Source organism: Eubacterium sp. SB2 (assembly GCF_001244405.1).
Taxonomy (GTDB): domain Bacteria; phylum Bacillota; class Clostridia; order Lachnospirales; family Lachnospiraceae; genus Faecalicatena; species Faecalicatena contortus_B.
The window spans coordinates 409,285-426,595 of record NZ_LN865153.1 but is presented as its reverse complement, the minus strand read 5'-3'; the positions used below and the strand labels follow the sequence as shown (position 1 = coordinate 426,595).

The window sequence follows — 17,311 nt, the reverse complement described above, 5'->3', positions numbered from 1 at the left end:
TTTGGGATTCGGGGAATATGGTTGCATCAAAACCAGATTGATATTATGATGGATATAGAAGTTGTATGACAGGGGGAACTTGGTATGAAGGCGAAAATGCCGGGGAAGGCATCCAGACATATTAATGTGCGCATGACAGTGTATTATTCGCTGGTAATCGCATTATTTACCATCTGCCTCACTGCAGCGATAAGCACTATCCTGGTCAGTAAATGGAAAGATGAGATGAGCAAGGTGGTGGACCAGAAGGTGGATCTGATCAATAACCAGATCAGCCAGGAGATAAAGCGGCTGGAAAAGGTGCATTTCAGCATGGTAAATAACACCGTCATACAGGACTACATGAAAAAAGAGCTATCCGGCGGCGGACTGAATGAAGAGGAGCAGGAAGCGCTGACGAGGGAATTCCAGAAGGTGAAGCAGAGCCATGCGGACATCATATCTGCGCTGCCTGCAAACGTGGATGGGGATATTATGGACAATAGAAGTACGAATACGATGTATGGCAGTCTGACGGGGAGCAGGGAATTCTCTCAATTCAAGAATACCCAGAAGCTCAGACACCTGTCCGAACCGAATACATTTCCACTCGAGATCCAGAACCCATCCCTGCAGGAAAAGGGAACGGTTACTTATTATGGCAGGTATTATGATAACGAGACATATGAGACTCTGGGATATATTCTGGTAAACTGGAAAAAGTCCAGTTTGTTCGGTGATTCCGGTATCATTTGTGAGAATACGTTCCAGGAATCTTTTATTGCGGATCAGAACGGCGCATGCATATATGAACAGAAAGAGGCAGGGCAGCAGGAGACGCTGTACCAGCAGATGGAAGGAAAGCTCCAGAATGGGAAGGTTACGATAGACGGAGAACGTTATCTGGTATACCAACAGAGTATCAGCGCTTATCCGGAATGGAAGTTTACAGGTCTGATTTCTTATAAAGGAATCAACCGCAATCTGTGGCAGATCTACCTTGTGATGTTCTGCATAGCCGTCGTTATGTTCCTAATAGTTGTTATGGTCAGCTTCCGTATATCCAAAGGAATTACCAGGCCGATACAGGATGTGCTGGGAGCTATGGAGCAGCTGGGAAAAGGAGGAGAGCCTAAACCGCTGGAAGCATCTACAAAGGATGAGATCCAGGTGCTGGTAAATGGGTTCAATACCATGTCATCGGATATCCAGAATCTGAAAAAACAGATCATACGCGATGAGGAGGAAAAGAAGGATTATGAGGTGGCGGTTATGAAATCCCGCCTGAATCTGCTGCAGAGCCAGATTAATCCGCATTTTATCCATAATACGCTGAACACATTAAAATATATGGCTCAGAAAGAGGAAAACGGCGAGCTGGCCGATACGATCACGGCTTTTAACATGCTTCTAAGGACGAGCATGACAACGGATAAAGATTATATCTCCGTCTCAGAGGAGGTGGATAATATCTTCAATTATATGAAGATTCAAAAGCAGAGATATGATGCGGACGTAAAGATACGGTTTATCATACTGGATGACACGGACAACGCCATGATTCCGAAGCTGATCATGCAGCCCCTGGTTGAAAACTCTCTGTTTCACGGTATTATACCGAAGGGCGGCGGGACGGTCATTATCACGACGGCGCGAGAGGGCGGATGGGTAAAGGTATCTGTCAGCGATGACGGGGTAGGAATCCCTCAGGAAATACAGGGGAATATACTGAAGGAGAAAAAGAACAGCAAGCGGGGCTATACGAATATCGGGCTTGCCAATGTCAATGAGCGCCTGCATCTGTATTATGGGGAAGAGAGCAGACTGACAATTTTAAGCTCAAAAGAGTTTGGAACGTTTATTTCATTTATGATTCCATATAAGGAATTTGGGGATGAGTGAGGCGGTGAACATGAATAAAGTTTTAATTGTAGATGACGAGTTTCCGGCAAGAGAGCTATTGAAGATGGCGGTTGACTGGGAAAAGGCCGGCTATGAGATCACGGGGGAGGCAAAAAACGGGCAGGAGGCTTACCGCTGTTATCAGGAGGAGAAGCCGGATCTGATTATTACGGATATTCAGATGCCCGTTATGGATGGTATTGAACTGATCCGGAAAATAAAAGAGGAAGATCCGGAACAACGCTTTGTTATTCTGAGCTGTCATGAAAGTTTTCAGTATGCGCAGATGGCTATTAAACTGGGAGTGAGTGATTATCTTTTGAAGGATTCCTATACATCGGAAGAACTGTATCTGCTGCTCCGAAGTATGGCAAAGGAGAAAGAGCGCACACTCGAGCGGCCGGATCTTACAGGAAGAAAATTATCAGAACACATGGGAAGCCTTCTGAAAAGAACCATAGAAGTAGGGGAAATGCCGGGAGAGCTGAAAGAGTATTTCTTTAAACAAGGGTACAGCTATTATATTGCGGTCCTGCTGGAGGAGCTGATCGATGCGGAAGGCGGCGGGAAACAGGATTCCATGCAGATATTGGGAACGGTGGATGATATTGCAGCATGCAGAATCGGGGAGAATAGAATCTGCTATGTGGGGAGGTTATGCAGCAGCGCCAGTTTTCTGCAGAGCTACCAGGCCAGGTTCGATTCGGTTGTGAAGCTGAAGAACCTGCTGGAGAGCCGGACCTGGTACAGAATGTCCATGGGGGTCAGCCAGATGTTCCAGAACCCGGAAGAACTCTGCAGGCATTATCAGGACGCAAACAAGGCGCTGGATTACATGGTATTTAAGGGCAGGGAAAAGATTGTATTTTTTGAAAACATTGATAAAAAAAGAGAAGTAGGAATTCTGGAAAAGCTAAGCGAAAACTTTAAAAAACTGCAGGATGCAATGGAGAGAAAAAAAGCGGAAGAGATACGGGCAATTTTGAGACAGATTTATGAAAAGGATATCCAGGGAATGATGCAGTGCAATTATCTGTACTACACCAATTCCCTGCTGTTCGGATATTTGACATATCTGGTAACAAAGTATAATATTTCTTTGGAGCAGTTTTATGAAGAGGGTACTTTTTCTATTACAGGGCTTAATGAAATGGATTCCTGTATGGAGATGGAAGAATGGATCTATAAGAAAACAGTATTTATTCTGGAACATCTGGAGTATGAGGCAAACTACAGCCCGATTATAAAAGAGGCGATCTCATACCTGGAAGAAAACTACAGCAATGATATCTCCATTGAGAATACGGCGGACATGATAGGAGTGAATAAATCCTATCTCAGCAGAGTTTTCAAAGCGGAGGTGGGAAGGAATATCAGTGTTTATTTAAACGAACTGCGGATATCAAAGGCGATTCTTCTCATGGAGAAAAGAGAGTATAAAACAATGGATATCGTGTATGCGGTTGGTTACAACAGTGCCCAGAATTATTATCATGCGTTCCGGCAGGTTACCGGGATGACACCGAAAGAGTACCGGGAAAATAAAAATAATTACATTCTGACGTAGGCAGATTCCGCAGGACAGCTACTGCGGGAGTACAGCATGAAAGGGGATAAATATGGGAAGACCAGTGAAGTGCAGGCGGATATGCCAGATGCCGAAAGTGGATGAGTTTGTTCCTTCAGGGAAAAAATGCGATGAATTCATAGAAATGACTGTGGATGAATACGAGACGATCCGACTGATTGATCATATGGGATATTCACAGGAACAGTGCGCAAAGCAGATGAACGTAGCCAGGACTACGATCCAGGCGGTCTACGACTCGGCCAGAAAGAAACTGGCGGATGTGCTGGTGGAGGGCAAAAAGCTGAAGATCGGGGGCGGATCTTATGAAGTATGCCCGAAAGCGTCCGGCTGCTGCCGCAGGCAGTGCGAACATGCAAAATGTAAAAGCTCTGTGCAGGAATAAGATATGTTAGGATATGGAACACATAATAGTTATTGACATATGCCGGAAATGGGTGTACAATTTGGTTACAAAATCATTGGGAGGTATAGAGATGAAAGTAGCAGTTACCTATAAAGACGGAGAGATATTCCAGCATTTTGGCCATTGTGAGCAGTTTAAGATGTATGAGACAGAAGGGAACCGTATTGTATCCTCAGAGCTTGTAAGTGCGGTCGGAAGCGGGCATGGAGCACTGGCTGGCTTTTTGAAGGCGCACGAAGTACAGTCCCTGATCTGCGGAGGAATCGGCGGAGGTGCAAGGATGGCACTGGCAGAGGCAGGCATCGAATTGTACCCGGGAGCAGAGGGGAATGCGGATGCATGTGTAGAAGCATTGCTGCAGGGCAATCTGGCATACAATCCGGACACTATGTGCAGCCATCATCACGGTGAAGGACATGACTGCGGAAGCCACAGCTGCGGAGAAGACAAACACGGGTGTGCCGGAAATCACTAAAACAGGCAAATCTTCATGGAAAAGACCAGAACTGAGAGGATCATTTCCATGGAGATTTTTTCGTTTCCCCGGGAAGATAAAGAGGACAGGAATGAACAGCCGCAAGATAGTGAAAGTTAAATATTACTTTATATGGAAGTGGAAAGGGGATGGAAGTGTATGAAAAAAGAGTTACTGTTCTATAATTGTGAGAATATGGAACTGGTAGAAGGGAACCGTGATATTCTGTTTTTGTTCAGGCTGTATATTGAAGAGCTGGAGAAGATGAAAAAAGAGGGATACTTTACGGTTGAGGAATATGAAGGTGCATGTAATGTTTGGTTTGGCAGTTTACTGGAGTTGATAAAAGAGGCCTATAATAATCTGGTGATAGGAAATTTTTATTCTTATACAATGATAGGTCGAACGATTATTGAGAACTATGTGTGCTTTTATCTTATAAAGAAATATAAGAAGGAAGAATTATGGAAAAAGTGGTATTATAATTCACTGAACCAGTCGGTACAGAAACTAAAGAAACTGGCCCCGGAATATGATGGGACCAAAGAGGCCTGCCGTCAGTTCGAAGAGATTTGTAGAGAACAGAATATTGAAGATACAGAGGGAAGAGAATACGCCAGAGATTATGGATGGATAGAGAGCGTATTGAATGTTCCTAAGAAGAAAAAAATATCATTCAAGATGCTTTGTGAGAATGTAGATGAGGAGATATATGAGGATTTTTCAAAATTATCAGAAAGTGTACATGGGGTAAGTATTTTTGAAAAGATCGGAAAGTTCACTTTTGAAGAGTCCTTTTTTCATATGGCGTCTATATTAGAAGATTACATTTTCAAAGTGGGCTCACTTTATACAGACTCTCTGACCAAAGATTTTATAAAGGGACACTTCGATATTCTCGAAAAAATCAGGAAAGGGCTGGAAATTAAATAACCCGAGCTATTCCCTGCTGTGTCCTACAAGCTCGTCTAAAGAAATATCGAACAGATCTGCAATTTTTACAAGTTCGTATATATCAGGAACGCGTTTGCCAATCTCATAATTGGAAAGCGTCTGCCGCTTCAAATATAACTTTTTTGCCATCTGTTCCTGGGTCATCCGGTTTTTTTTGCGCAACGTCTTTATATTATTGCCAATTGTATTATGTGACATATATGATCAATCCTTTAAACAATTTTTTGAGATAGGTTTCATAAGCTTATAAGCTATAATGTATTATATAAATAATGTATACTTATAAGTATATGATATCAGTTCTTAACTATAAATACAAGTAATGTTTTGCGGGAATAGGACGCAATGAAACTGAGGAGCCATTGCGCCAGCAGAAGATTCATCTGCTTTTGCAACGGCTCCCTATTCACCCATTCAGACTGTATTATTTACTTGCATTTTCTGCAAATTCTGTGGTAACAAGGTCTTTATAAGGCGCACGTGTATCGAGTTCGCCTGCACTTTCCAGGATATCCTGCAGCAGATCCAGGCTGCTTTCCTCGAATACAAGATTATCTTTCCATGTATCCTGATCGTAATATCTGGTTACAATTTTTGTGATCGTCTCCAAATCTGTTTCCGGGAATTGGGGTTCAATGACTGCTGCAATCTCTTCCGGTGTGTGTGACTGTACGTAATCCATGCCTTTCTGCAGAGCATTTACAAAGCCCTGGATGACGTCCGGGTTCTTTTCTATAAAGCTCTTCTTTGCACTGTAGGCCGTATAAGGCACATACCCGCTGTCTTCGCCAAGGGAAGCGACAACGTAACCCTTGCTCTCTGATTCCAGTGTGGTTGCCCCGGGTTCAAATTCAACGGTAAAGTCTCCCTGTCCCTCGGCAAAGGCAGCTGCTGTGGAACCAAAGTCAATACTCTGGTTGATCTCCAGGTCAGCGGACGGGTCGATGCCGTTCTGCTTCAGTATATACTCAAACACCATTTCCGGCATTCCGCCTTTTCTTCCGCCAAGTACGGTACTGTCCTTGATGTCATCCCATGAAAAATCAGGCATTTCTTCCCTGGCAACCAGGAAATTTCCTGCGCGTTGTGTCAGCTGTGCGAAATTGACAACGTAGTCATTGGCACCTTCGTTGTAGGTGTAGATTGAGGCCTCGGATCCCATAAAGCCGATATCGGCTTCCCCCGACAGGACAGCGGTCATGGTTTTATCAGCACCAAAACCACACACCAGATCCAGATTGATCCCTTCCTCCTCAAAATACCCTTCTTCGATAGCTACATACATTGGCGCATAGAAAATCGAATGCGCTACCTCATTCAAAGTGACATCGGTCATTTCAGTTTCGGTATTCTCTTTTTGTGTTTCTGATGTGGCTTTACCGGATGTTTCTTTTTCCTCTTTCTGTGAACCGCAGCCGGCCAGCAGCGCCATTACCATAACGGCTGCGAGCATTGCGGCAAGTATCCGCTTTTTCATAAAATTCCTCCTGTAACAATTCGGTCTCTTATACTATATGAAAAAAACCAAAATTGGTGTATCTGATCAGAAACATCAACAGCCGCAAATTGGTTTATATTAGCCGGAAGGATAGCAATTTTCAGCAACCTCTGCTATGATAAAAGTAACAGATGCAATAGAGGCATGATTCAAAAAAGAGGAAAACATATGAGAAGAGAAGCTGATTTAACTGCATGGGGAAAACTGTATGAAACCGCAGGGAAAATAAAGGCTCTGGAGCCCTGGAAGGATTTTTGGGACATGGATTTAATCATCGTGTGCCCAAAGGGGAAGAAAGTTCCTTACTTTTGCAGTATCATGGGACACGGCGGTGTCTGCTGCGGGATAAGCGTTTATAAAGGCGAAGAAGGACTCCGGGATTTTGATATGCTCACGATGGCTGATGTAGGGGGGATTCCTCTGGATTATGCAATGTATGAACAGAACAATCTGACCTGCTACTGGGGAGACCGGGAGGAAGTGGGGACAAAGCAGAAAAAAATAATCAAAGAACTGGGCCTGAAATTCCGCGGAAGAGGACAATGGCTCTTTTTCCTCTCTTTTAAAAAGAGATATACCCCATATCTTCCTGATGCAGAGGAGGTTGAGGAACTGACTGGAGTCTATGAGGGTCTTTTGGCTATCCTAGAGGATTACCGGCAGAACCACATACCGGTGGATTACGAGCAGGGAGAATATCTCTGGAGTATCTACAACAAAAAAGAGAAAAGATGGAAAAGCGAGATACATGCCCTTCCCTATGAACCGGAGAGTGCGATTGGCATTATCGAACTCAGCGATGAGATATTGAAAAAAAAGCTGCAGAAGTGTCCCTCCGTGGAAGGTGAGTTACAGATGGATTTTCTCTATCTGAACAACAGCACCATAGAAAATGAATATGACCGGCCGATTAACCCGCTGCTGTTTCTCGTAGTAGACGGCGAAAGCGGAATGATCCTGAACGTGGAACTGCTGGATCCGGAAGATGAGGAAATAGATTTTATCCTGAGTTTCTTCATTGATTTCACGCAGCAATACGGCAGGATAAAGACAATAAAGGCGAGAAATCCTTTAATCTACTCTGCGCTTGCAGATATCTGCCAAAGATGCAGTATCGAACTGACGAACGGAGATATGGCTGAGATCGACGAAGCCATCCAGGATCTGAAGGATCATCTTTAAGAAAATAAGTAAGGTTCTCCCATCTTCATAGGCAGAGATAGGAATCACTAAAATCAAGATTAACGGCAGGCAAAGAAGCTATGCGGTCTTAAAATAAAATGCTCCCATCCGGACAGAACAGAGTGCGGTTGAATACCGTCTGTCAGCCCGGATGGGAGCATTTCTAGGATTTTTTAATAATTATCGTGATCCTCCTCAAAGGGATCATCGTATTCATCCTCATAATCTTCTTCATCGCCTCTTCTGGAAGTAATCGTCAGTACAAGGAAGATAACTGCCAGCACAGCGCCGGCAATGGCGCCATACAGAAGCCATTTATCGTTTCCGCGCATCAGGAAGGCAAAAACGGCGCTTCCGATATAGAAGATCAAAGGAAGCACAAATGCGAATATCGTGCGCTTTTTCTGCATAATCAGAAGAAGCAGTCCGGATACAAGCATGCAAAGTGCAAGCACAATATATATGGTTCCGGTGGTAGCATTACTGCCCGCCGATATATTATTCAATCCTGCCATGAAGCCTTTATATGCGAAAAATCCAAATGCCACAATGGATATAATTCCAAAGATGATGCGCAGTGTTCTGAATTTGGGCTTAGGCTCTTCCTGATTCACAGGGGTTCTTTCCGGCTGCGAAACCGCTGTTCGGGCAGCAGAAGCTGCAGCGGGTCTCTTAGCAGGCTGCCTCTCTAAATCAGAATCCGGCCTCTTTTTCTTCACCGGTTTCCGATTTGGATCTGTGGAAAGCATATCTTCATAACTCTGTTTTACTGTCTGTTCTTTTTTCGCTCTTATTTTTTCAGGAGGAATATTGCCGTATTTCTGAGAGCTGTTTCCGGACGAAGCAGTGCTGCCTGCAGCTGCAGGCCTTCTCTGCGCTGGTCTGGCTCCAGCAGGGGACTGCTTTCTCACGGGAGCAGCGGGAGAGCCGTCGGAAGCAGCAGGTCTCTTTGCGGCGCCGCCGGGTCTGCCGTCGGGAGCAGCTGGTCTCTTTGCCGGAGCAGCGGGTCTGCCGTCGGGCGAAACAGGTCTTTTTGCCGGAGCAGCTGGTCTGCCGTCCGCAGCAGCAGGTTTCTTTCCCCCTGGAGCGGGTTTGTCATCAGGAGCTGCGGGCCTCTTTGATGTAGGCACAGGCTTCCCATCGGGAGAAGCAGGTTTTTTCGCTGAGGCAGAAGGTTTTCCGTCAGGCGAAACAGGTTTTTTCGCAGGAGCAGCAGTGGCTCCGTCAGAAGAAGCGGGCCTTTTTGTCGGAGCGGCAGGTTTCCCGTCGGGCGAAACAGGCCTTTTTGCCGGTGAGACTGGTTTCCCGTCGGGAGAGGCGGGTTTTCTGGCCGGAGCAGTTGTCTTCCCGTCCGGAGAAGCAGGCCTCTTTGTCTGGGAAACCGGTCCGCCGTCAGAAGATGCCCTTTTTGAAGGTGCTGCGGCTGTACCCTGAAGAGTGCCGTCTTTTTTCGGTGCAGCCGGGTTTGAATTCGGAACCGCTGCCTTTTTGGCCTGGGACGGTTTAGCGTCGGCTGTCTGTGCATTGGCCGGTCTTGCCTTTTGCGGAACTTTATTATCGGCTGCCTGGGGCGCTGCTTTTTTCACAGAAGCTTTCCCGGATTCAGATGGAACAGTTGCATTTTTTGTATGATCAGAAGCGCTGGTATTCACCGCTTTTTTTTCTCTTTGTTTGTCCAGATTCCATTGCTTTCTGCAGTCTCTGCAGATTGCGTATTCGTTAAAGATAGGTTTACCATTCTCATCAACGCCTACTTGCTTGTTCTGAAGTTCAACGTCTTTACCACATTTCGGACATCTCATTTATGCATTCCTCTCTTTCATAGGTAGATTAACAATGGTTTTATTATAGCATTTTGTCAGGGGAAGAACAAGGAAAAATGCTATATCTTGCTGTTTTATGTCGAAAACACGTTACAGGACACATGATTTGGGCTGTAACGAAAACACCACCATTGTATGAATGGCGGTGTTTTTTCGGGAAATACTATTTAGTAATTGTTATCGTGAGGCGGTTGTTCTGAAGCATTGGCATGTGTGGATGACTTGGCCTTGATAACAGGGGGCTGATACTGGTACAGATCATTATAGGCTTCCAGTTCTGCGTCAGACATCGGGAGAGAGGGGATCAGGCCCGTACAATCCATAGTTGATGCCGCATTTGACAGATAATCATAATCATCAATGATTTTTTCATTTTCTTTATTATTTAACATGAAATTCACCTCATTGATAGTATGTACGAAAGTAAAAATTGTATTCTGGAAGAAATATGGTATACTTAGAAACGTATGGAAAAATTAATGTGAAAAGAAAAGGGGGACGAATATGAAATTTGTAGCAGATACGCACGCACATACGCTGGCCAGCGGCCATGCATACAGCACGATCCGGGAAATGGCGGCGGCAGGAGCTGCTAAGGGCCTTCAGGCGCTGGCAATAACAGAACATGCACCCGAGATGCCGGGCACCTGCAATTTCATTTATTTTCAGAATCTGGATGTTGTCCCGAGGAAAATGAATGGGATGCAGATGCTCTTTGGAGCTGAGCTGAATATCATGGATCCTGATGGAACCGTGGATCTGCCGGAAAGCATCTGCCGGGACCTGGATATTGTAATAGCAAGTATCCATCCGCCCTGCTATGGGAAGGGCCGCAGTATAGAAGAAAATACAAGGGCGTACATTGAAGTGATGAAGAAACCCTATATCAATATTATCGGGCACCCGGATGACGGGCGTTTTCCCGTAGATTATGAGGCCCTGGTGAAGGCGGCCGGTGAGACTAAGACGCTGCTGGAGCTGAACAACGCATCTCTGCGCCCCCAGAGTTTCCGCCAGGGAACCCGGGAAAATACGCTTACGCTGCTGGAACTTTGTAAACAGTACGATGTTCCTGTCACAACAGGAAGCGATGCACATGTAGATGTGGATGCCGGAAATTTTCGAAATATACTGGACATCCTGAAATACTGTGACTTCCCGGAAGATTTGATTGTAACCACGGATTTTGAAAAGCTGAAGCCTTACTTAAACCGTTATAGCTCTCAGGGAAGCCTTTAAACGGTTGTGACAGTTCAGTCAGACCAGAGCGTAAGTTACTATTCACGGCCCTGGGGCCGCGCATAGTAACAGTTCAGGCATGCCTGAACTGTTACGCATACAGCCCATTTAAATTCGCCTGCGGCGAAGGGCGCTGTGCGCCGGTGGCGCACGTTTAGCACGGACCGAAGCGGAGCAAAGACCTGTATGCCTGCAACCACTATGTTTTCGTACGGTCTGCGCAGTAAATGCACAGACCTGTCTTAACTTTTACCGAGTGTAATCTTAAAACTGTATTAAACTTGTGGCTATTTTATCATAGCCTAGAAAACAAAAGAAAAAGTGCCGTGAAACCCTTATTTTACGGCACTTTTGACGGTTCTAATGAGTATAAATAAGTACTAATAAAAATTGATAAAAACGGATCGGTTAGTAACAGGTTAGTAACATATTTTAATTTTTTCGATCTCTTCGCGCAGATCCTCCAATGATCGATGCCCATAGACCTTATTTGTGATATCCTTGCCAAAACTATGTCCCAGCATGCGTTTTCGGTCATTTTCCGCAACATGAAAATCCTCACAGAGCTTTGAGAATGTATGGCGGCAGTCGTGTGGCGTGTGTTTCTCAATTCCTATAGCTTCCAGCGCCGCATACATAGAGCTTCTAAAGCTATCTGGACTTTCGGTCATCAATGTACCATCTCTCTTTATACGTCGCTTTACGAGGCCGTATATACCGCTGTGTATAGGCACAATTCTTTCCCGGCTATATTTGTTTTTTACTCCGCCCTGAAAATACCTTCCTTTAAGGTCAACCTTCATCTTCTTATATGCCGCAATTCTGAAGCCAGAATAGCACATAATCAGTATCATTTCTACGACTTCATTATCTTTGTTATCCCATAATTTCTTTAACTCGACGTTAGTAAAAGGTACTCCGTGCTCATCGTCATCCTCTTGATCGATTCGGACAAACTGAGCATAGTTTTTATCGCACAGGTTATTGGCCTCGGCATACTGGTACATTTGTCTAAAGAGAGTCTGGATGAGCTCCAGCGATGAGTGTTTTAACTCACATTTATCAATTACTTTTTGCATATCCTTTTGTGTAATCTCTATAAACGGCTTATCGTAAAGCGCAGCAGAATTTTTATAGGCAGCGCTCATACTGTTTTCCATACTTATTTTTCTCCCTTTGTGACCATAATTCTGTTTAAACTTATCTTTGTAATATTCCTCGAATACTTCCTTGAACGTTTTCGTGCCTTTGTTGGCCTTGGACTTTTGGGAATACTGAGAGAGGATTTCAGCAACCTGCTTCTCCAGCTCCTTCTGATCTGACGATAACTCAGCTTCCCGGCCCGGGTAGTATTCTCCATTTCTATACCATGTCAATACCGTAAAGGCCTTGTACCAGTCGTCGACATAACACAGGGCCTTGGGCGTCTGCGGTATTCCGTCCAAGTCAAACTGTTTTGTGGGCGGGTGTACAGCGTAAGGGTTCCGTCTGCCGTCCCCAAGATACTTTATGCTGCCGTATCCGTTCGGCAGCTTCTGATGCTTTTTCCTTTTCTTCTTCGCCACAATACCATCTCCTCTCTGTAAAATGGGTATAAAAAATACACCCTATGCAGGTGCAGAGATTTTGTGATATAATCTATGTGTCGGATAGTTATATCGGTCTCTGACCTGTATAGCATCTATTAAGCCGTTCCTGTTGGTAGCAGGGGCGGTTTTCAGTTTTATTCTTCTTCGTCTTCTTCGTCATCAAGCGTGTAGTCTGAGGTATATAGCGATTCAGAAGATTGTGACTGCCTAAATTCTTCTGCTAACATAGTTTTATTAAATTCAGCAGTAGGCTCGATCTGAGTTACAAGTTCTTCTAATTCATCTACGGAAGTGTGGAAAAATTCTTTTCTCATATTTACTTTGTTGACACGTTTATCATTTAATATACTATGTAATTTGTTTTCAAGGCTAACCGCATCTTCGGAAAAGATAAAACTGTGTACATCAAATTTAAAAGGAACAGAAGCATCGCCTAATTCGTTTACACGATCTTGCGGATTAAGCCGACGAGTCATTCCTATTTTGAATACATTGTTTCCGAATGAGCCAAGATTGCTGATCACATATACATTACCTGCTTTCCCATTTGCCAGATTGGAGATTTCCTCTTTTTTAATTACGACATCGGCTAATTGGGCTTGCAGTTCAAGTATTCGAGCATTCAGCATTTCAAGTTCATTATCCTTTACTACTGTCAATTGTTCTTTTAGTTTTTCAATTTCAGCAGTATATTTAGATTCCTCTTGTTCGACTTTTTTTCGTTCAGCTTCAAGCGCTTTCCGTTCTTCGGCTTCTTGCCGCATTTGTTCTCGAATTGCCAATTGCTCCTGACGCGCTTGTTCCTTTTTTACATAATAATTGTATTCGATTTTAACGGCATTGATAAAGAGATATTCTATTTCGCCTATAAATTTTGCAAGTGTTCCCGCTATGCTCTGATTTCCCTCACCAGCAATTTTGAGATATTTACGCGTTACAGACTTAATGTCTTCTACAGACTTGTCAAGTTTCTCATATTTTAAATTATATAGAACATTTTGCAGTTCAGCCCTTAATGCTATAACCATTAGCTTGTAAATAGCTTGATTTGCTTTAGTAGTATATCTTGCTGAGTATTTTTTTAAAATAGTATCTATCTGCTTATCATTATCCCTATATGCCTTTCGCAGATCTTTAACATCCATGCAATGTAATTTGAGAATTACAGAGGGACTGATTTCTTCAAGCTCCTGCAGCTTGTCGTCCGGAAAACGAAGAATGCTTTGCGATGGTTCGTAGTTGAGATATTTATCAAAAGTATAATTAATTGCTTTTACAAGTTCCTTTGAGCGGTTTAATTTATTTGTTTGGGTTTTGACAGATTTATTTATTTTTGCCTCTTGTAATCGAAGCTCATTAAGCTGTTCCAAAATTTGCTGGCATTTAGCACTTCTATCAGATGTCATTCGTTCGAAATCAGAAATAGTTTTCTTGAACTCATCTTCGGCACGCTGAGTTTTTGAACTATAATCACTTTTTAGTTGCTTTTCCTTTTCGATGAAATCATTTTCAAGTCGCATTGTTTTTTCTTTGATTTCGTAGTAATCCAATGCACCTAAATCTGACAGTTGTTTATGCGCCGTTTCGTTCTTGGAAAGCAGACTTTGATTTTCCTGACGCAATTGTTCAATCTCAGCTTTGAACTCCTTGATTTTAAAGATATCCGTAAATCCCATTTTTTTCTCCCTCGTACACTGCACCGAGAAAACACCACATTTTCTCTTATGTCAGCGCTTGTGCGCGTAACATCAATTTAATTTTTTGAATTCCATAATCCTTTCATCATATCCCAGAATTCTTGCTATTTGATTTTTGGTCATGCCCGGATGTTCGTATATTAAATCATCAGGTACAAGCAATTCTGCAGCAAAAGAATTGGCTTCATTTTCTTCTTTACTTTTTGAAAAAAGCGTACTTCCATAAAAATAGCAGTCGTTTTTCCAATGCATTTTAGAATGTCCCAATTCATGTGAAAGCACCACTTTTTCTAGTGGCGTTCTAAGTATTTTTTCATTCAGCAATATGCATTTTTGTCTTTTAATTAATAAATAACAGCCCAATGCTTCCCCTAGATCCCCAATCTGCAATAATACATTCATATAGTCACAAAGTTCGTAAGGATCATGAGTTTTATATTTTTTAACTATTTGATTTACTATATCCTTTATATCTTGGCGCAATGCCTATCACCTACTTTTTATTTTTTCCAGGATGGTATTTTACCTTATTGATTTCCTTAACTGTGGTGACTAATGATTTTAACTGTTGTTCAAAAAGTATCTTAGTTTCAGGTGTAATCTCTTCACCATCAAAAAATAAAGGCGCACCATCCTGCGAGTTTAACTTACTCATTAGTTCGGAAACGGTTTTTGCAATGTCACGTTCATCTTTTGATGTTAAGTTATCACTATTCTTTTCAGGTTTCTTTTGGCCTGTCAAAATGTAATCAATGGTTACATCAAAATAGTTAGCTATAATACCTGCAAGCTCTGTTCCACAAATAGAATTTTTCTTTTTCCAAGTACTGATAGTAGAAGAACTTACCCCAGTGTCTTTACAAAATCTGTATGCAGTTATTCCCATGTCGTTAAGCAATTTTTCAAATATTTCGTACATAATACTCCCTTCTAAAATTATTTCTGCAAAACGAGATAAAAACTATTGACTGACTCGGTATAACGTGCTATAGTATGCATATAGCTTGGTTAAACGAGTCAATAGCTCTCAATCAAGAAATAATTCGGTTAAATGATATAGTTCGTCTGATAAACATAATATATCACTAAACCGAGGTAAACACAAGTATAAAAATATAAGAAAAAGGAGGGATAATTTTGTCTAAAATGTACACTTGCGCTGATGTTGCAGAGAGGTATGGCGTAAAAATCATTACTGTATGGGATTGGATTCGTAAAGGGAAACTTTCTGCTATCAAAATTGGCCGCGACTATAGAGTTTCTGAAGAAGACATAAAAAACTTTGAAGAAATCCATAGGACAACCAAGTAGTCAAATACAGTGTAACACAGGATGTGTCCTATAAAACGGACTAATCTATTGTGAAAATCATTGCCAGACAGATAGAAGGAGGTGTGAGATGAATGCAAAAAGAAACAATGCGCGTTCCGGAGGCCGCCCGGCTGCTGGGGTGCGGCCAGCAAGCGGTTAGAGAGCGCATCCGCAAAAAGATATGGACATTCGGTGAAGTGATCCCGAAAGAAAAAACCGGGAATGAGAACGACAGCTTTATCATTTACCGGCGGAAACTGTATAAGCATCTCGGAATAGAGGAGGGACAAGCCCATGACAAGGAAGCAGTTTAAGCTCAAATATCAATACCTGAGAGGACAAGTCAAAGAATGGCGCCGGGAAGGTGCTGACGATGACACAGTAACGAGGCGCCTGATTATATGCGTCACGGCCAACGCGGGCACTGAGTACGCATCAACTTACACTGAAGATCAACTGCAGCAGATATTTGATCTTCGATATTGGGAGGGATGGATAAATGATGAGACACAGACCGCGTGACCGCCCGATGACGGACCGGCAGCTGGTGAGAGTGCTGGTGGGGCTGGTAGTAGTATGGGGAGCCATGGTATTAGCGTACATAGCCATGGCATAAAAAAGAGCGCTTACATAAGCCATTGCAGTGGCGTAAGCACTCACGCAAATAATCAATTTTATTGTAAACCAAAAGAAAGGATACGTCAAATGAGAAAATTTAATCTTGTATTTTATTTCTCCGGCGGCGGGCAGTTCGAGTGCGAAATCGAAGCGGAAGACATGGCTACTGCCGGGAGCATCGCGGAAAGTTTGGAACTGCGGCTGTCAGGATGCAAAGGCTATGACCTGTACGTTAAGAAGGAGGACAAGTAGTGTGGAAGGAGCCAGACTGGGACGACGGCAATTACATGGAGTGGGCGGATCAGGAGCGGCTGGTCCGGCAGGATCTGGAAGAAATCCGCGAAATGAAGAAGGAGGAAGCACAAGCACATATGGGAGGTGATTCAGCTGGATAATTTTAAAATTTATGACTTTCCTGATGAGAATGCCTGGTTAAACGGGCGTATGAATGGTATTGGTGGCAGTGATGCCAGTGCTATCGTAGGAATGAACCCATATAAGACAAATATCCAGCTTTTTGAAGAAAAGACGGGACGGTGTATTCCGGAAGATATCTCGGATAAGTCCTGTGTGATCTATGGAAAGCAAGCCGAGGCACCAATCCGTGAGCTGTTCAAGCTGGATTACCCACAATATGAAGTGGCACACCATGAATACCGGATCCTACAGAGCCTAGAATATCCGTTTATGCAGGCATCTCTTGACGGGGAACTTACAGACCCAGATGGCAGACGGGGGATTCTGGAGATTAAGACCACGAACATCCTGCAGAGTATGCAGCGGGAGAAATGGAAGGACCGGATCCCAGATAACTACTATATACAGGTGTTACATTATCTTCTGGTGACTGGGTATCAGTTTGTCGTACTCAGGGCCCATCTGAACAGCTACTGGGGAATGGATGTCAGGACGCAGGCAAGACATTACTTTATCGAAAGGGAAGACGTCAAAGAGGATTTAGAGTATTTGTTAAAAGAAGAGATTAAATTCTGGGGATATGCGGAAATCGGAAGGAAGCCGCCGCTTATACTACCAGTTGTGTAGGAGGTA

Annotated in this window: 20 protein-coding genes; 12 read left to right on the top strand and 8 right to left on the bottom strand. The window is 43.4% G+C overall.

The window, feature by feature from the left end; genetic code table 11:
• Window positions 1–84: 84 nt before the first annotated feature.
• The 5 genes from BN1938_RS14380 (at window position 85) to BN1938_RS14360 (ending at window position 5,283) form a co-directional block, all read left to right on the top strand.
• Entirely contained in the window at window positions 85–1,881 is a 1,797-nt protein-coding gene (locus tag BN1938_RS14380; protein WP_050641266.1) for a sensor histidine kinase, read from the top strand.
• Between the two features lie 10 nt (window positions 1,882–1,891).
• Window positions 1,892–3,448, top strand: coding sequence for a response regulator transcription factor (locus BN1938_RS14375; RefSeq protein WP_187376317.1), 1,557 nt, complete (start codon window positions 1,892–1,894; stop codon window positions 3,446–3,448).
• A 52-nt stretch (window positions 3,449–3,500) separates the two neighbouring features.
• Window positions 3,501–3,854 carry a DUF134 domain-containing protein gene (locus BN1938_RS14370; RefSeq protein ID WP_050641264.1) on the top strand — a complete coding sequence of 118 codons (354 nt, stop codon included), beginning with the start codon at window positions 3,501–3,503 and terminating at the stop codon, window positions 3,852–3,854.
• Window positions 3,855–3,945: 91 nt separating this feature from the next.
• Window positions 3,946–4,350, top strand: coding sequence for a NifB/NifX family molybdenum-iron cluster-binding protein (locus BN1938_RS14365; protein WP_050641263.1), 405 nt, complete (start codon window positions 3,946–3,948; stop codon window positions 4,348–4,350).
• 159 nt (window positions 4,351–4,509) lie between these two features.
• Window positions 4,510–5,283 carry a DUF5677 domain-containing protein gene (locus BN1938_RS14360; protein ID WP_050641262.1) on the top strand — a complete coding sequence of 258 codons (774 nt, stop codon included), beginning with the start codon at window positions 4,510–4,512 and terminating at the stop codon, window positions 5,281–5,283.
• 6 nt (window positions 5,284–5,289) lie between these two features.
• On the opposite strand, the gene BN1938_RS14355 is transcribed toward BN1938_RS14360, so the two are convergent.
• Both BN1938_RS14355 and BN1938_RS14350 read right to left on the bottom strand, forming a co-directional pair.
• Window positions 5,290–5,502, bottom strand: a complete 213-nt coding sequence (locus tag BN1938_RS14355) for a helix-turn-helix domain-containing protein (RefSeq protein WP_050641261.1) — start codon at window positions 5,500–5,502, stop codon at window positions 5,290–5,292.
• Window positions 5,503–5,728: 226 nt separating this feature from the next.
• Window positions 5,729–6,781, bottom strand: a complete 1,053-nt coding sequence (locus tag BN1938_RS14350; protein WP_050641260.1) for an ABC transporter substrate-binding protein — start codon at window positions 6,779–6,781, stop codon at window positions 5,729–5,731.
• A gap of 189 nt (window positions 6,782–6,970) precedes the next feature.
• Between BN1938_RS14350 and BN1938_RS14345 the strand changes: the two genes are divergently transcribed.
• Window positions 6,971–7,984, top strand: coding sequence for a DUF7309 domain-containing protein (locus BN1938_RS14345; RefSeq protein WP_050641259.1), 1,014 nt, complete (start codon window positions 6,971–6,973; stop codon window positions 7,982–7,984).
• 173 nt (window positions 7,985–8,157) lie between these two features.
• Here BN1938_RS14345 and BN1938_RS14340 read toward each other — a convergent pair whose 3' ends face one another.
• Together BN1938_RS14340 and BN1938_RS14335 are read right to left on the bottom strand one after the other, a co-directional pair.
• Window positions 8,158–9,786: a tripartite tricarboxylate transporter TctB family protein gene (locus BN1938_RS14340; protein ID WP_050641258.1), complete on the bottom strand. Its 1,629-nt coding sequence runs from the start codon at window positions 9,784–9,786 to the stop codon at window positions 8,158–8,160.
• Between the two features lie 188 nt (window positions 9,787–9,974).
• On the bottom strand, window positions 9,975–10,199 hold the full coding sequence (locus BN1938_RS14335) for a hypothetical protein (protein WP_025655400.1): 225 nt from the start codon (window positions 10,197–10,199) through the stop codon (window positions 9,975–9,977).
• Between the two features lie 112 nt (window positions 10,200–10,311).
• On the opposite strand from BN1938_RS14335, the gene BN1938_RS14330 reads away from it, so the two are divergent.
• Window positions 10,312–11,046 carry a phosphatase gene (locus BN1938_RS14330; protein WP_050641257.1) on the top strand — a complete coding sequence of 245 codons (735 nt, stop codon included), beginning with the start codon at window positions 10,312–10,314 and terminating at the stop codon, window positions 11,044–11,046.
• 419 nt (window positions 11,047–11,465) lie between these two features.
• Here BN1938_RS14330 and BN1938_RS14325 read toward each other — a convergent pair whose 3' ends face one another.
• The 4 genes from BN1938_RS14325 to BN1938_RS14310 all read right to left on the bottom strand — a co-directional run bounded on the left by BN1938_RS14325 (window position 11,466) and on the right by BN1938_RS14310 (window position 15,251).
• On the bottom strand, window positions 11,466–12,611 hold the full coding sequence (locus tag BN1938_RS14325; protein ID WP_050641256.1) for a tyrosine-type recombinase/integrase: 1,146 nt from the start codon (window positions 12,609–12,611) through the stop codon (window positions 11,466–11,468).
• Between the two features lie 158 nt (window positions 12,612–12,769).
• The gene (locus tag BN1938_RS23715; RefSeq protein WP_050641255.1) at window positions 12,770–14,311 is read right to left on the bottom strand and encodes a GIY-YIG nuclease family protein; all 1,542 of its coding nucleotides are present in this window, start codon (window positions 14,309–14,311) and stop codon (window positions 12,770–12,772) included.
• A gap of 72 nt (window positions 14,312–14,383) precedes the next feature.
• Window positions 14,384–14,815: an ImmA/IrrE family metallo-endopeptidase gene (locus BN1938_RS14315; RefSeq protein ID WP_050641254.1), complete on the bottom strand. Its 432-nt coding sequence runs from the start codon at window positions 14,813–14,815 to the stop codon at window positions 14,384–14,386.
• 10 nt (window positions 14,816–14,825) lie between these two features.
• Window positions 14,826–15,251 carry a helix-turn-helix domain-containing protein gene (locus tag BN1938_RS14310; protein ID WP_050641253.1) on the bottom strand — a complete coding sequence of 142 codons (426 nt, stop codon included), beginning with the start codon at window positions 15,249–15,251 and terminating at the stop codon, window positions 14,826–14,828.
• Window positions 15,252–15,478: 227 nt separating this feature from the next.
• On the opposite strand from BN1938_RS14310, the gene BN1938_RS14305 reads away from it, so the two are divergent.
• From BN1938_RS14305 to BN1938_RS14290, 5 genes are all read left to right on the top strand, one after another.
• On the top strand, window positions 15,479–15,643 hold the full coding sequence (locus tag BN1938_RS14305) for a helix-turn-helix domain-containing protein (protein ID WP_242843910.1): 165 nt from the start codon (window positions 15,479–15,481) through the stop codon (window positions 15,641–15,643).
• Between the two features lie 92 nt (window positions 15,644–15,735).
• Window positions 15,736–15,957, top strand: a complete 222-nt coding sequence (locus BN1938_RS14300) for a hypothetical protein (RefSeq protein WP_050641251.1) — start codon at window positions 15,736–15,738, stop codon at window positions 15,955–15,957.
• A 391-nt stretch (window positions 15,958–16,348) separates the two neighbouring features.
• The gene (locus BN1938_RS23460) at window positions 16,349–16,513 is read left to right on the top strand and encodes a hypothetical protein (RefSeq protein WP_156320708.1); all 165 of its coding nucleotides are present in this window, start codon (window positions 16,349–16,351) and stop codon (window positions 16,511–16,513) included.
• Window positions 16,513–16,656, top strand: coding sequence for a hypothetical protein (locus BN1938_RS23455; RefSeq protein WP_156320707.1), 144 nt, complete (start codon window positions 16,513–16,515; stop codon window positions 16,654–16,656). The genes BN1938_RS23460 and BN1938_RS23455 overlap by 1 nt, the downstream gene beginning before the upstream one ends.
• On the top strand, window positions 16,640–17,305 hold the full coding sequence (locus BN1938_RS14290; RefSeq protein WP_255350419.1) for a YqaJ viral recombinase family protein: 666 nt from the start codon (window positions 16,640–16,642) through the stop codon (window positions 17,303–17,305). The genes BN1938_RS23455 and BN1938_RS14290 overlap by 17 nt, the downstream gene beginning before the upstream one ends.
• The last annotated feature ends 6 nt before the right edge of the window (window positions 17,306–17,311 follow it).

What these genes read in the sequence shown, in the direction of transcription:
- BN1938_RS14380 (WP_050641266.1), top strand. Translation starts at nt 85, where the DNA reads ATGAAGGCGAAAATGCCGGGGAAGGCATCCAGACATATTAATGTGCGC.
- BN1938_RS14375 (WP_187376317.1), top strand. Translation starts at nt 1,892, where the DNA reads ATGAATAAAGTTTTAATTGTAGATGACGAGTTTCCGGCAAGAGAGCTA.
- BN1938_RS14370 (WP_050641264.1), top strand. Translation starts at nt 3,501, where the DNA reads ATGGGAAGACCAGTGAAGTGCAGGCGGATATGCCAGATGCCGAAAGTG.
- BN1938_RS14365 (WP_050641263.1), top strand. Translation starts at nt 3,946, where the DNA reads ATGAAAGTAGCAGTTACCTATAAAGACGGAGAGATATTCCAGCATTTT.
- BN1938_RS14360 (WP_050641262.1), top strand. Translation starts at nt 4,510, where the DNA reads ATGAAAAAAGAGTTACTGTTCTATAATTGTGAGAATATGGAACTGGTA.
- BN1938_RS14355 (WP_050641261.1), bottom strand. Translation starts at nt 5,502, where the DNA reads ATGTCACATAATACAATTGGCAATAATATAAAGACGTTGCGCAAAAAA.
- BN1938_RS14350 (WP_050641260.1), bottom strand. Translation starts at nt 6,781, where the DNA reads ATGAAAAAGCGGATACTTGCCGCAATGCTCGCAGCCGTTATGGTAATG.
- BN1938_RS14345 (WP_050641259.1), top strand. Translation starts at nt 6,971, where the DNA reads ATGAGAAGAGAAGCTGATTTAACTGCATGGGGAAAACTGTATGAAACC.
- BN1938_RS14340 (WP_050641258.1), bottom strand. Translation starts at nt 9,786, where the DNA reads ATGAGATGTCCGAAATGTGGTAAAGACGTTGAACTTCAGAACAAGCAA.
- BN1938_RS14335 (WP_025655400.1), bottom strand. Translation starts at nt 10,199, where the DNA reads ATGTTAAATAATAAAGAAAATGAAAAAATCATTGATGATTATGATTAT.
- BN1938_RS14330 (WP_050641257.1), top strand. Translation starts at nt 10,312, where the DNA reads ATGAAATTTGTAGCAGATACGCACGCACATACGCTGGCCAGCGGCCAT.
- BN1938_RS23715 (WP_050641255.1), bottom strand. Translation starts at nt 14,311, where the DNA reads ATGGGATTTACGGATATCTTTAAAATCAAGGAGTTCAAAGCTGAGATT.
- BN1938_RS14310 (WP_050641253.1), bottom strand. Translation starts at nt 15,251, where the DNA reads ATGTACGAAATATTTGAAAAATTGCTTAACGACATGGGAATAACTGCA.
- BN1938_RS14305 (WP_242843910.1), top strand. Translation starts at nt 15,479, where the DNA reads ATGTACACTTGCGCTGATGTTGCAGAGAGGTATGGCGTAAAAATCATT.
- BN1938_RS14300 (WP_050641251.1), top strand. Translation starts at nt 15,736, where the DNA reads ATGCAAAAAGAAACAATGCGCGTTCCGGAGGCCGCCCGGCTGCTGGGG.
- BN1938_RS23460 (WP_156320708.1), top strand. Translation starts at nt 16,349, where the DNA reads ATGAGAAAATTTAATCTTGTATTTTATTTCTCCGGCGGCGGGCAGTTC.